The 13,270-nt window shown below is 51.8% G+C and carries 10 protein-coding genes; 5 read left to right on the top strand and 5 right to left on the bottom strand.

Annotated elements, in window-relative coordinates; genetic code table 11:
- Positions 1-327: 327 nt before the first annotated feature.
- Positions 328-1,599 (top strand): hemolysin family protein, encoded by a 1,272-nt coding sequence (locus AC4IE8_RS06950; protein ID WP_490790647.1) that lies wholly within the window; start codon positions 328-330, stop codon positions 1,597-1,599.
- A gap of 97 nt (positions 1,600-1,696) precedes the next feature.
- Here AC4IE8_RS06950 and ppk1 read toward each other — a convergent pair whose 3' ends face one another.
- The 4 genes from ppk1 to AC4IE8_RS06930 all read right to left on the bottom strand — a co-directional run bounded on the left by ppk1 (position 1,697) and on the right by AC4IE8_RS06930 (position 8,538).
- On the bottom strand, positions 1,697-3,928 hold the full coding sequence (ppk1, locus tag AC4IE8_RS06945; protein WP_068995365.1) for a polyphosphate kinase 1: 2,232 nt from the start codon (positions 3,926-3,928) through the stop codon (positions 1,697-1,699).
- Between the two features lie 93 nt (positions 3,929-4,021).
- On the bottom strand, positions 4,022-5,296 hold the full coding sequence (apgM, locus tag AC4IE8_RS06940; protein ID WP_490790646.1) for a 2,3-bisphosphoglycerate-independent phosphoglycerate mutase: 1,275 nt from the start codon (positions 5,294-5,296) through the stop codon (positions 4,022-4,024).
- Positions 5,297-5,372: 76 nt separating this feature from the next.
- The gene (locus AC4IE8_RS06935; protein ID WP_068995367.1) at positions 5,373-6,566 is read right to left on the bottom strand and encodes a zeta toxin family protein; all 1,194 of its coding nucleotides are present in this window, start codon (positions 6,564-6,566) and stop codon (positions 5,373-5,375) included.
- A 235-nt stretch (positions 6,567-6,801) separates the two neighbouring features.
- Positions 6,802-8,538: an ATP-binding SpoIIE family protein phosphatase gene (locus AC4IE8_RS06930; protein WP_068995369.1), complete on the bottom strand. Its 1,737-nt coding sequence runs from the start codon at positions 8,536-8,538 to the stop codon at positions 6,802-6,804.
- 242 nt (positions 8,539-8,780) lie between these two features.
- On the opposite strand from AC4IE8_RS06930, the gene AC4IE8_RS06925 reads away from it, so the two are divergent.
- The 4 genes from AC4IE8_RS06925 to AC4IE8_RS06910 are packed head-to-tail and all read left to right on the top strand — an operon-like array spanning position 8,781 to position 12,348.
- Complete coding sequence (locus AC4IE8_RS06925; RefSeq protein ID WP_068995370.1) at positions 8,781-9,911, top strand: MlaE family ABC transporter permease; 1,131 nt, start codon at positions 8,781-8,783, stop codon at positions 9,909-9,911.
- Positions 9,911-10,723 (top strand): ABC transporter ATP-binding protein, encoded by an 813-nt coding sequence (locus AC4IE8_RS06920; RefSeq protein ID WP_490790645.1) that lies wholly within the window; start codon positions 9,911-9,913, stop codon positions 10,721-10,723. Before AC4IE8_RS06925 ends, AC4IE8_RS06920 begins: the two co-directional genes overlap by 1 nt.
- Positions 10,707-11,717: an MlaD family protein gene (locus AC4IE8_RS06915; protein WP_490790644.1), complete on the top strand. Its 1,011-nt coding sequence runs from the start codon at positions 10,707-10,709 to the stop codon at positions 11,715-11,717. Before AC4IE8_RS06920 ends, AC4IE8_RS06915 begins: the two co-directional genes overlap by 17 nt.
- A 4-nt stretch (positions 11,718-11,721) precedes the next feature.
- Entirely contained in the window at positions 11,722-12,348 is a 627-nt protein-coding gene (locus tag AC4IE8_RS06910) for a PqiC family protein (protein ID WP_068995372.1), read from the top strand.
- A gap of 112 nt (positions 12,349-12,460) precedes the next feature.
- Here the strand turns inward: AC4IE8_RS06910 and AC4IE8_RS06905 are convergent, their stop codons facing one another.
- On the bottom strand, positions 12,461-13,255 hold the full coding sequence (locus AC4IE8_RS06905) for a CsiV family protein (RefSeq protein ID WP_068995374.1): 795 nt from the start codon (positions 13,253-13,255) through the stop codon (positions 12,461-12,463).
- Positions 13,256-13,270 lie beyond the last annotated feature (15 nt).

The raw sequence follows: 13,270 nt of genomic DNA, 5'->3' as shown, positions 1-13,270 counted from the left end.
GCCTGCAAGATCTGTCCAGGCTGGGTATAAAGCGATGTTCCAGTCTCTTTGCTCAGAGGCCTTGATCGATTTTTAAACCGGATCGTTCGGGGATCAAGGATCCGCTTATCCTTCATCCTGGGATTAAAATGTATATCATTTCTTACAAATTATTAGGTAATATAATTAACTTATTGATATAAAGTGAATAAATTAATTAATATCATCATACAGCAAGGCGCTGTATCCTAGTGGTTTTAAATAAAGCGTTGGGATTACTTGTGATTCAAGTCCCCAACAGAGATAATCATAACTGGGCCAAATCTGGCGAAATTTTAAAGCAACTTCGTGGAAAGTTATCTAATTTTGGTGGTACTGCTCGTGCTGTCGGGCGTCTTCTCCGGTTCTGAGACAGCTCTGGTATCCCTATCGATGGCTCGTGCCGAGGCCTTGTACAAGGAGGGTAGAAGTGGTGCTCATGCGCTCTACATCCTGAAAAAAGACCCCAGCCGAATGCTGATCACGATTCTGATCGGCAATAATGTGGTCAATATCGCTGCATCCGCCATGGCCACAGTGATAGCCACAGACTACTTCGGTGATAGTGGCCCAGGTATTGCGGTCGGTGTGCTGACCATCGTGATACTGATTTTTGGTGAGATTACCCCGAAGAGCCTGGCAACCCGTTTCTCCGAGCGTATCTCGCTGGCAATAGCACCCCTCATCTATGGGTTCATGCGCTTGATCTACCCACTGGTCTGGCTGTTTCTGCAGTTTACCAACTGGGTACAGGCCTCAACCAAGGCGATGGATGATCCGCTGATTACGGAATCAGAGGTGATCACACTGATTGAGCATGGTGAGGAAGAGGGTGTCATCGACACCGATGAGCGGGAGATGATTGAGCGCATCTTCAACTTCAATGACCTCAAGGCTGAGGATGTGATGACACCCAGGCGTCAGGTGTTTCGCCTCGATGGTCGTCGCACCCTTAGGGATGTACTACCGAATATCCTGACCGAAGGATACTCGCGAATTCCAGTCTATAGTGACGATCCGGATGAAATAGCCAGTGTGATCATCCTGCGGGATCTGATCGGCATCATTGCCAAAGGTGAGTTGGATGTGGAACTCATTGAGTTGGGGCAGGAACCTCTGTTCACCTCAGCCATCACACCGATTGATGAGTTGATTAGAATCCTGAAAAATAAAAGCACTCATCTGGCCGTTGTGGTCGATGAGCATGGTGCGATGGTGGGTGTCATCTCACTTGAGGATATGCTTGAAGAACTGGTGGGTGAGATCTACGACGAAAGTGACGAAAAGCCCGATGATCTGTTGGTACTGGACGATAGTAATATCCTGGTGAAGGGGACGGCTGAATTGCGCGTTGTTGAGGAGTTTTTCTCCATCGATATCCCGGGCAAGCCAACCGACACAATCAATAGATGGTTGCTCGAACATACCGAGCGGATTCCGACAAAAGATGAGAAATTTGAACTGGATGGTCTGATGGTGCGAGTTGAAGATGCGTCCACTCGACGAATTAACCAGGTGATTCTCAGCCGAACCGACAAAACCGAAGAAGATCAGAGTGAGGACCTGCAGACGGAGTCCTGACCGGAGGATTCAGCTCTAGGTAAGTTTCACTGAATTACGCTGCCTGACTTCTGTCAGGCAGCGCTTAAATGATACTTTTAGCAAGATCACCCTATCGCTATCCATTTCCACCGTTTTGGCTGTGATTTTTCAGACGATGTTTGAAATGGGTCATCAGTTTTTCCCGCATACGCTTTTCACGGTGCTTCTTGGCAGCTTCCAGACGCCTTTCCGCAACCCCGATCAGGGTCTCCTGACAGTTGAGTGATTTATCCTCTTCAGCGGGTGTACGACGGATGTAGGTGCCGTCAGATTGCATGTCCCAGGCGTTGTGCTTGTCACCCAGTTGTACATCCAGCATCAGGCGCAACTCCTGACGCAGTGCCGGGGCTTCTACCGGCACCAGGACTTCAACCCGTTGCATCAGATTGCGCTGCATCAGGTCGGCAGAGCCGATGAAGTACTCCTCATCGCCACCGTTGTGGAAGTAGGTGATTCGTGCGTGTTCCAGAAAACGTCCAACGATACTGACCACACTGCCACTCTCGCTCAAGCCTTTGATGCCGGGGCGGAATCGACAGGTATCGCGAACGATCAATTCAACTTTTACCCCGGCCTGTGTGGCCTTGTAGAGGGATTTGACGATGTCCTGGTCTTCCAGCGCATTCATTTTCAGCTGGATATGGCCTGTGGAGGACTCCCGGTGGATTTTGATCTCACGCTCTATCTTGTTCAACAGAGACTGTTTCAGGGTATAGGGTGCCGCCAAAATCTTGCGGTAACTGGGTGGTGGTGAGTATCCGGTAAGGTAGTTGAACTGTTCCGTGAGATCCTTACCGATCTCTTCATCGCAACCCAACAATCCCAGGTCGGTGTAGAGACGAGCCGTGCCGGCATGATAATTACCTGTGCCGATATGGTAGTAACGACGTAACTGTGAGTAATCCTTGCGGACCACCATGATCAGCTTACTGTGGGTTTTCAGACCGAGCACGCCGTAAGTGACATGAATGCCAGCCTGCTCAAGTCGTCTCGCCCAGCGGATATTCGCGGCTTCATCAAATCTGGCCTTCAGTTCAACCAGTACGGCAACCTGTTTGCCGTTGCGCGCAGCCTTGGTCAGTGAGTCGAGTACATTGCCATCGGCCGAGGTGCGATAGAGGGTCATCTTTATCGCCAGCACCTTCGGGTCTTCAGCCGCTGTACGCAGGAAACGCTCTACGGTGGTGCTGAACGATTCATAGGGGTGTTGCAGCAACAGGCCTTGATGATCGCGCAGGATGTGAAAGATGTTGCGCCGATCATGGGCCAGTTGAGGGTGATCGACTGGGTGGTGAGGTATGTCATGTAGTTTCGGCAGGTTGAGTTTGGTCAACTCAAACAGATCCCGAAGCGCCATCATGCCTTCGATGGTATAGACATCCTGCTCTTCATTCAGTCCCAGTTCCGCTGCCAACATGCCGCGGTGAACGGCATTCAAGCCGTTGGAAATCTCCAGACGAACGATGGGGGCAAAGTGACGTTCGCGTAGTTCGCTCTCAATGGTTTCCAACAGGTCATTGGCCGCTTCCTGATCCAGTTCCACATTGGCATTACGAGTAACCCGGAACAGATCACAGGATTCGATCGCCATACCCGGGAACAGCATATCCAGATTGTTGGTAATCAGGTCATCCAGGGTGACATAGGTGTAATCATCGCCAACTTTGATCAGTCTTGATGAAACATCCTGACTGACCGGAATTTTCACCCTCGCCATATGCAGATCATGACCACCCGGAAAGCGCAGTGTCACCAGTAGATTGAGGGTCAGATTTGAAATAAATGGAAAAGGATGGCTGGGGTCCATCGCCAGGGGGGTCAGCATGGGAAAAATGTTCTGCTGAAAATGCTCCCGTAACTTCTCCTGCTGTTGCTCATCAAGGGATTGATATTCAGTAATGTGTATCTCTTCCTCTGACAGTGCCTGTAGCAGTTCGTTATAGATCTGCTCCTGGGTCTGTTGCATCTCCCGGGTGACTTTGTGGCACTCCTCAAGCTGTTGCATCGGTGTTCTGCCGTCGACACTCGGGACACTGATGCCAGCCGCCACCTGCTGTTTCAGGCCGCCCATACGTTTCATGAAAAACTCATCCAGATTGTTGCTGACAATGGCCAGAAACTTGACCCTTTCAAGCAGCGGGTTTTTCTCCCTGGAGGCCTCGGCCAGTACCCGGCGGTTGAATGAAAGCCAGGTGAGCTCTCTGTTTAAGTAGAGACTGGCATCATCAAGATCGACCGCGCTCGGCTCGTTGCTTGGCTGGTTCTCTGTTTTGTCGTACTGCTCTGGGATTTGTTCTGGATTGTTCATGGTGAGGGTTTATCCGGATAGAAGGATGGTATAAGTATATGCCTTGAAATCGATATTGTGGGACCGTTTGGTGAGACGGCCGTTATCCCGGTCTTAGAATAGATAAGCACCATCTTTCGGTCTGAAATTTTCAAGACGATTCATCTGATCCAGAAAGGTTATAAGGAATCCCAGACTGTTGATCCGTCCAAGACCACCCGTGGCACAGGCGGATTCCGAAAAGCTTCTACAGCCATCGACTCTACCGCGGGGGTTGAATATCAGGCTGGGTATCGGGTCCCCGGTGTGGCGCCCCGCATTACTGTCTGTACTGTGGTCAGCGGTGATTCCAATCACCAGCTCATCACTGATCAAGGGTGCGATGGCATCGTCGATTCTCGACAGTATCTCCCGTTTACCAATGGGATCCATGTCGTGTGAGGCAATGTCAGTAGCTTTGATGTGGAGATAGACCAGATCGTTCTCTTTCAATGCACTGCGGGCGGTCTCCACTTTGGCCTGCAGGTCGGTATCTTTGGCGCCAGTGAAACGTGGATTCTCATACACCCGGTATCCAAGCAGTTTGCCGAACCCCAGTACTGTTCGTTCTCCGGAGATCACACCGGCATCGATTTTCAGATGGTGAAGTAAGGGCTTTATTTTCGGTAGTTTGCCTGGGCTGCGACAGATAATACCGTTTGCCGGTGCCAGGCCATGCTCCCGGCGGCGCTGATTGACCGGGTGTTGATCGAGCTTTTCGTAGACAATCTCGATCAGGCGATTGATACAGCGGGCAGTTTTTTCAGCTGCGGCATCCCCCGGGGTGTTGGCCTGGCAAGTGAGCAGTCCTTTATTGCGGTAATCGTTACCCGGGTCGGTGTTGCCGATATCATTCGACAGGCCGATACCTTCCAACTGGAGTACTACCCGATGCTGTGTGGCAGGATGGAGACTCGCCGTTATGCCTTCGCCCAGATTGACTTGACCAATTTCGGAGGCAAGGGCTTCGGTGCCTTGATTGATTCGGCCTGCTCGCCGGTCAAGGATTTTGAATCGCTTGCCTTTTCGCTCGATCGTGGCGAAATTACAGCGGAAGTAGAGCGCCTGATCGCTGCTGCTCAAACCAACCCCGGAAGCCTCAACAGGACCGCGGGCCAGCTCAACGGCCTGTTGTTGGGATAGGCCGAACAGAGGGCAGAAACCGGTATGGGTGCCGACTGGCATGCCGGGGAAGAGCGGATCGATGAGGCCACATTGTCCAGCGCTGGCGAGACTGTCCATATTTGGTGTCTCAGCGACTTCCAAGGGTGTTTTGCCGCCAAAGGAGGGGATGCCCCGATCACCCAGACCATCGAGAATGATTAATAGACCTTTATGGGTCGTTATCAAGTTGAGTTAACCTCAGATGAGTTGAACCGGTGACGGCAATAGGCGCATGTTCAAACTTCAGTGCCAGAGTGTCTGGTTATTCGATGCCAAATACATCCTCAACTTTAGCATGAAAATTCTGCTCTAACACCTCAATTATCAAACGCATGATGTGATCGGTCGCCAGGTCTTTATTGTCGTTGGCGATGATCGAGACGCTGTGATTATCCGCTTCAGATAGCAGGTAGCTTTGCAGCATCCAGATCGATTCGAAATTGGATAGATAGTTGCTGTCTTCACTGCGTTCGGGTGCGGTAATGCCCCGATCTTTCAGTCGGTGTTTCAAATGATTCTGTTTCAATACCGCCATCACGATCGGTACGATCACCGCATCGCTGTTATCCTTGAACAGGTTGTACAGGGTAGGGGTGACATGCACCCCTTCAAGGATCAATGAGACCCTCTCTTTCAGAGCTCTCTGTACTACCGCTTCACAGGGTACAGACACCAGTTCCGACTGATGAAGATAGCCATGAATCATCAGCTCTTCGGTACTTCCCTCATGCTCATGTTGGCCCAGGGTTTTATGCCAGGCATTGAATGAAGAGGTGTGCAGTTCTGGCATCAGTCGTTGCGGAATCATCATACGCATAACCTCCCGCAACATGTCGGTTGATTGAGTGCGGATGATATTCAGTCGATGCGCCACTTCCGTGGCAATGGTACTTTTACCGCAGCCTGTGGTGCCGCCAATCAGCAGGATCAGTGGCCGTTTGGAGTGTTTGTAGTCGGTCCACACCAGGTAGCTGTTTGCGGCACGCTTACCATAACGTTGCTTGAGATTCTCATGGGTCAAACGGCCAAGTTTATTGCTGGTAATGCCCTCCTGGTAGGACTCAAGCAGATCCAGATAAACCGATTGAGTGATCAGTGAGGCCTTGTCGCTGCCCAGTCCGGATGATTCCAGTGATTGCCGGTGTTCAATGGTTGAAAAGGGGCGTGCGACTCCTTTACGGTCGGTGACCATAATCTCAGGCGTGTTGGGTGTCAGGCTCTCATAGTTTTCTATGACTTCTTGCTGATCGAGTTGCTCAAGTTGTTTCAGTACCAGTTTACGCAGATCATTGGTCGACAATTCATCCTTGCCGGCAATTTGCTGACGTATCTCGGATGAGAGCTCGTAGGCGGTTTCAAAGGCCATTCCGGCATCGGTCAGTGAACGGGTCAGGATGCCGCGTAAGAACGGAGCACGTGTCTCATCGTTGCTGTCTATGATGAAAGTTTTTGCCATGGCGTCAGGCTATCAGATCAGTCGCCATAGGTGGAGTGAATAGATCACTTTTCACGATAACTCGGTCTTTTTGTTGCTGTTTGATGGGAATATTGAACTCCATCGTTAGAAATCCTTTTTTGGCATTTGCAAGCTATCCTGTCGATTGCAAATCCCTTGGTATAAAAAAACAGCTGAATGGTCAGCGTCCAAATGTGTCAATTATAGCGGTTGCTCGAGCTTGTTAACACTAAAGCTATTTTGTCTGTTCCCAGGCATAGATCGCTTCTGCCTTGTTACCCGGCTCAAAGAAGTGAAGTTGTTTACAAAGGGACTCGACCAACAGCAAGCCACGTCCACTGTAGAGCTGATCATTACCGCTATCCTTTATATGGTTGCTGTAGTCAAAGCCCTTACCGCTGTCTTCAATCGTGATGATGATATGGCCACCACTATCCTGACTGTAGATCCTGAGGTTTATGCGGACACAACCTTGGGAGAGATTGTTTAGTCGCTGTTCACGCTGTTGGAAATAATCTGTAAATCCATTCTCACCCTGCTTCAGGCTGGAGTCCAGTTTGAGGATGCCATGGTCGAGCGCATTGACGTACAATTCGGTCAGTATGGTGAAGAGGGGGCGTCGATGATTATGCAGCCCTGCGGTTTCCTGGATTGAATTGATCAGGATCGGTATCGGATCGGCTTGACGCAGCTGGGCGCCATAGAGTGTGAACTGGAATTCAATGCAGTCCGGGTGTTCTTTCAGTATTGTTTCAGGCAAATCATGTTCAGCTTTTTTATTGGGTGTCTCAGAAGAACCCAAAGCCGGGAACATCTGTCGAATCAGAGGAATTTCGACAACACTGATATCGTCATCCTGCGGGGCATCGCTACAGAATTCCTGCAGATCACCACTCAGTTTATCCAGAATGTAGTCCTGATCGATACTTTGCTTGATGGCATCGATATACCTTGTCTGCCCGAACAAGTCGCCTTTCGGATTCCGCGCCTCGGTGACACCATCCGTTGCCAGGATGATCCGGTCACCCTCGTTGATTCGCAAAAAGTGGAAATCATCCTTTAAGTCGATATCCGGCGCTATACCGAGTGGCAGGGATTGGGAGTTGATCTTCTGTTTGATCTTTCGCTCATCCTTGTCGATTAGATAGCAGTCCGGCATACCGCAATTGATCAGTTTGACATGGTCGAGCTCGTGATCGATTTTGACGAACTGTACCGCCATGAACATGCCGGTTGGCAGCAGACTGTACAATTTGCTATTGATGGCTTGCAGAATCTGGTGAGGACCAAACCCTTTGGCTGTCATCGTGCGGAAGGCCTCTGAAGTGGGCAGGGCGCCTAGTGCGGATGCCAGGCCATGACCGGTGAAATCCCCAAGCAGGACATACAGGTCATGGGATGGGGCAAAGGCGGTCAACATCAGGTCACCGCTGAACAGGCTGGCAGGTTGCAGCAGACTGTGGATATGTTCCAGGGCAACATTATCGGCGACTACAGCACCGCTGAAGACCTGTTCTGCAATCTCCTGGTCCCGTTGCATCCGGCTATAGAGCATACGGGTGTCCTGTTGAAGGATGCGAATACGCTCCATCGCCTTCACTTTTGCGGAAAGCACGGTAAAACTGTATGGCTTGGAGAGAAAATCATCGCCACCGACCTCGACACAGCGGGCGAGCGCCTTCTCGTCTTGCATGGCGGTGAGAAAGATAATCGGTACAAACGAGTCACCTGCGCACTGTTTGATTTGTGCAGTAGCCTCATAACCGTCCATTTCCGGCATCATCACATCCATGAAAACGATGTCCGGCTGGTGCTGTTCAAACAGGCTCACAGCCTGGCGGCCGTTTTCCGCTTCGATGACCTCATAGCCATGCTTCTGCAGGAGTTTTTTCAGGATCAGCCTGTTGGTTATTTCATCCTCGACAATCAAGGCTTTGCCATGATTTTCATGGGCGCCGAACTGTTTGGGCATGGTGCTCTTCCGATTCTCTTAGCATGGATTGGTACTTTATATCACAGCTGGGTCTGTTGACACTGATCCTACACGCTCCTGTGTTGGGATCCCGCTTGATCGGGCAAGCTTGATCAGTGTGTAGAGTAAAGATCGACTTAGAGGGAAATAACTTGATTGACCGTAGAGCGGGCTACCCAGTTATCCCAGGATATGGTATTGATAAGATTGTGACGCTATCAGTCGTGAATGGACATTGATCTGTGCACCATCATTCGCTGAAGATTACCTACCCTGATCCAACTACTGCCGAATTAGCCTTTGTTGGGGATTGGACCCTCCACTCCGAAGTATGCCCCTGGCAGCATCTGCAGCAACAATTGCAAGCACAACCCCAGCTGAAGGAGATCCGTCTGGTAACGGCTGAACTCGGTTTTTGGGATAGCAGATTGCTGAATGTCCTGCAAAAAGTAAGTGAATATTGCGCAGATTGTGACTACCGACTCGATGCGGATGCTCTACCGGTAGGAATCCAGCGGCTACTCGATCTGGGGGCGGCTGTCGCTGAGCGACAGGGCGCGCGCAGGTCAGATCGACGTTTCTCTTTTCTGTATCGTACCGGTGAAGTAGCCATCGCAGTCTGGCAGGAGTGTCTGCGCTTCACCGAGTTTGCCGGCGAACTGGTGCTTTCCCTATGGCGGCTGATCCGGGGAAGAGCAAGATTCCGCCGTGATGATTTTTTCAGCCTGCTGCAGGCGGCAGGCCCTGGTGCCCTGCCCATCGTCAGTCTGATCGCCATCCTGGTGGGGGCTGTGCTGGCCTTTGTCGGTGCCATTCAGTTGCAGATGTTCGGCGCGGAGATCTATGTGGCCAACCTGGTCGCCTTGGGTTCGCTGCGGGAGATGGGCGCGATGATGACGGCAATCATTATGGCCGGTCGCACCGGTTCTGCCTACGCCGCCCAATTGGGTAGCATGCAAGTGAATCACGAAATCGACGCCTTGAAGACCTTCGGTATTTCAATTATCGATTTTCTGGTGTTGCCTCGGGTGATCGCGCTGGTGATCATGCTGCCTCTGCTAACCCTGTGGGCTGACCTGCTTGGTATAGTCGGTGGGTTGATGGTGAGTGTGCTGGTATTGGACATCTCACTGTTGGAATATTTGGTACAGAGCAGAGAGTCTGTTGGCTGGGAGGATCTGACGGTAGGTCTGATCAAGAGTGTTCTGTTTGCCATTGTGATTGCCATGTCCGGTTGTCTGCGGGGACTTCAGAGTGGCCGGGATTCCGCTGCCGTGGGAAAGGCGACCACTTCAGCCATGGTGACGGCCATATTGTTGATCGTGGTATGGGATGCGATTACCACCATTCTCTTTAACCTGCTGGATTTCTAATGGGACTGGCAACGGAGACAGAGCATTCGACAGCGCAAAAATCGCTGATCCAGGTCTCGGATCTGACCATGGCCTACGGTGATTTTGTGATCCAGCAGGAGCTCAATTTTACCATTCAGGCCGGTGATGTTTTCATTATCATGGGGGGGAGTGGTTGCGGCAAAAGTACCCTGTTAAGACATTTGATCGGCTTGCAGAAACCGGCACAGGGACAGATCCGTTTCCAGGGGGAGTCGATCTGGGACCTGGATAGCCAGAAGCGGCATCGGATTCTTCGGAGGATGGGAGTGCTCTACCAGTCCGGGGCGTTGTGGACCCATATGACGCTGGCGGAGAATGTGGCACTGCCCCTGCAGACCTATACATCCCTGTCAGCGGGAGAGATCGGTGACCTGGTCTCTTTTAAACTTGCTTTGGTGGGATTGAAAGGCTTTGAAGCCTATTATCCATCTGAGATCAGTGGCGGCATGCAGAAACGCGCCGGCTTGGCGCGGGCCATGTCACTCGATCCTGAACTGCTGTTCTTTGACGAGCCATCGGCGGGTCTCGATCCGGTCAGCGCACGTCGTCTGGATGAGCTGATTCTGGAGTTGAGTGATAGCCTGAATACGACAATCGTGGTGGTAACCCACGAACTGGCAAGCATCTTTGCCATCGGGGACGACTCGGTGTTTCTGGATCCGGTGTGCAAGCGTATGATTGCGAGTGGCAATCCAAACGAACTATTGGCGACAACAGATGACCCAAGGGTACGCGAATTTCTTACCCGGGGTGATTCAGAGGTGGATCCGAGTCATGCAATCAAGGATTAGTCCAACTCTTATCGGCAGCTTTGTGCTGGCCAGCCTGGCCTTGGGGCTGGCCTCGGTGTTGCTCTTCTCAAATGGCACCCTGGCTAACAAACCGACCCAGTTCATTCTCTACTTTGAAGGGGATGTGAAAGGCCTTCAGGTGGGTTCGCCAGTCAATTTTCGCGGGGTGAAGGTGGGGCAGGTAGAGTCCATGTCGATCACCTATGTTCGGGAGTCAAAGGAGTTCAGAATTCCTGTGGTGATCGGAATCCGCGACGGCCATGTGAATGTCGATGGGGTGGTCACGGAGAGTGGCGTCAAGCTGGAACTCGATGATTTGATTGCCCAGGGCCTCAGAGCCCGGCTCAATCTGCAAAGCCTGGTGACGGGTAAACTGGAGATTGAGCTCGATTTCATGCCGGAGACGCCGATCCAGCTGGTGGCTCAGGATAAGCGCTATCCGGAAATCCCGACGGTGCAATCAAGTATGGAAAAACTGGCCACTGCCATTGAGCAGATACCGGTTGAGCGGATTACCCAACGGCTTTCTGAGATCCTCGACAGCATTGATGAAATGATGGCGGATGGTGAGTTGAAGCGTCTGACAACCTCGCTGCTTCAGATTGCCAAACGACTCGATCAGATCAGCCAGTTGCTTGCTGAGCAGGCACCGGAACTGTTGACGAACAGTAATGCGACACTGGTTGAAGCAAGGACCATGATTGCCGAAGTGGCCGGCACCGCGAAACAGACTCAGGCATTGATCTCGGCAACGGATGAAAACCTGACCTCGGCATTCTCCCGATGGGACAAAACCCTGGCCAGTGGGGATCAAGCCTTTCGCCAGGTTGGAGAGACGGTGGATAATGCCGAGCGGTTGTTCAATGAGGATTCGGAACTGATCAGTCAACTCACTAACACACTGCGTGAACTGGGTAGTGCGGCACGGGCGATACGCATTATGTCTGAGTATCTCGAACGCCATCCCGAGGCCTTGTTACGGGGGAAACAATAGACAGATGAAAACGGATTCACTTGCGTCATGGTTGGTGGTCTTTCTTTTGATCAGCCTCTGTATCGGTTGTGCTTCACCTTCACAGCCAACCCGCTTCTACCGCTTGGATGGAGGCATCGACAAGCTTGGTCCGGTTGATCTGACACCCAGGCCAGGCGGGGTTGTGATCGGCATCGATGCGATCGAGCTGGCCGGATATCTGGATCGCCCGCAAATCATTGAGCGCACCTCAAGTCATCGTCTTGAACTCTATGAGTTCGAACAGTGGGCGGGCTCACTGCAGGAGAACCTGCTTGCGCTGATCAGAGATCGGATACAACAGCAGTTGAGTAGCATGCAGGTGATCGCCTATCCCTGGCCACTTGGTTTGAAACCGGATTATGAGTTGAAACTTGTCATCCAGCGTTTTGAACAGGTTGAGGGCTCAATCGAGTTGCAGGGGCTATGGACCCTGGTCGAAACTGATCGTCGCAGAATTGTGCTGATGCAACAGAACCGCTTGCAGGAACCGATCCAGGGGGAAACGATTGAAGCTGGTGTGGTTGCCGCCAGTGTGGCTGCCAGCAGGTTCTCCGAGCAAATCGCTGAGCAGATGTTACAGCAGATCGACTCTACTGAAAAAGCGCGTTGATCTAAAATCCCGATCGCCAGTCGAAGCTGACTCAGCTATGGCTGTTTGAGTGCTTAATCGACGATCTCCGGTTACCGATCTTCAATCGATAGAGTCGATCTCAGCTTCCAGCTTATTGTGTGTTGGGCTCGGCCGGTGCAGTTTGCTGTGATTCATCAGAAGTGGCTGGTGTGGTCTCGATCCGTTCCGCTTCCGGCTCAGGCTCAGGCTCAGGCTCTTCCGGTGGGGCAGGCATCTCATAGCGATTGGCAATGGCGAGTATCCCCAGTACCGGGTGATCCAGATAGTGCAGCTTACCGCTGCGCATACGTCGTTTCTCCTGCATGCGGTAGTTTTGAGGTCCCGGGTCATACTCCGCTTCATTGCGTGTCTGATCCTCATCCACTCTCAACAGAAGATCTGTCTCCAGATGAAGATAGCGCTTGATGCCGAACGTTATATTCCCCTCCAGAATCGGTAAGGGCTCCTCGAAGGCGGACTTCCTTTTTGATGCCAGGCTGATAGAGATTGGAATCGCCTCATCCGGGTGTGCAACCGGTTGACGCCAGCCGATGTGATAGAGGGGGCGATAATCCCGGGATCTGCGCATGGCGCCCCAGGCATCGGTAAGACTCTTCTCTTCAGCCGGCAAGGCCCGATAGGCGATCGGTTTGCCATCCTCAGTCAATGCCCCAGTGCTAAGCTGTACACTCTGCTCCTGGTCCGGGGTGCCTGGATCAAGCGCCCAGCCCTCCGTGGATCCAGCGCCAGGGGCGATGCGACGAAACACCAGGACCTCAAATTGATACCAGGGAGCTGACTCCTGTTCCTCATGGGATTCGGCGTACAGGTTCATCGGAGTGATGAGCAGCAGACTGAGGATCAGTATGATCACTTTTTCCTGTTTAACGATCATCTTACGCAGCATAGAGTTTCATACCTT

This window comes from Candidatus Thiodiazotropha sp. AKAK2 (genome assembly GCF_058244685.1).
Note: the sequence above shows the minus strand (reverse complement) of the source record. Positions and strands in the feature narration are given on the sequence as shown.

What these genes read in the sequence shown, in the direction of transcription:
- AC4IE8_RS06935 (WP_068995367.1), bottom strand. Translation starts at nt 6,566, where the DNA reads ATGGCAAAAACTTTCATCATAGACAGCAACGATGAGACACGTGCTCCG.
- AC4IE8_RS06930 (WP_068995369.1), bottom strand. Translation starts at nt 8,538, where the DNA reads ATGCCCAAACAGTTCGGCGCCCATGAAAATCATGGCAAAGCCTTGATT.
- AC4IE8_RS06920 (WP_490790645.1), top strand. Translation starts at nt 9,911, where the DNA reads ATGGGACTGGCAACGGAGACAGAGCATTCGACAGCGCAAAAATCGCTG.
- ppk1 (WP_068995365.1), bottom strand. Translation starts at nt 3,928, where the DNA reads ATGAACAATCCAGAACAAATCCCAGAGCAGTACGACAAAACAGAGAAC.
- AC4IE8_RS06905 (WP_068995374.1), bottom strand. Translation starts at nt 13,255, where the DNA reads ATGCTGCGTAAGATGATCGTTAAACAGGAAAAAGTGATCATACTGATC.
- AC4IE8_RS06915 (WP_490790644.1), top strand. Translation starts at nt 10,707, where the DNA reads ATGCAATCAAGGATTAGTCCAACTCTTATCGGCAGCTTTGTGCTGGCC.
- AC4IE8_RS06910 (WP_068995372.1), top strand. Translation starts at nt 11,722, where the DNA reads ATGAAAACGGATTCACTTGCGTCATGGTTGGTGGTCTTTCTTTTGATC.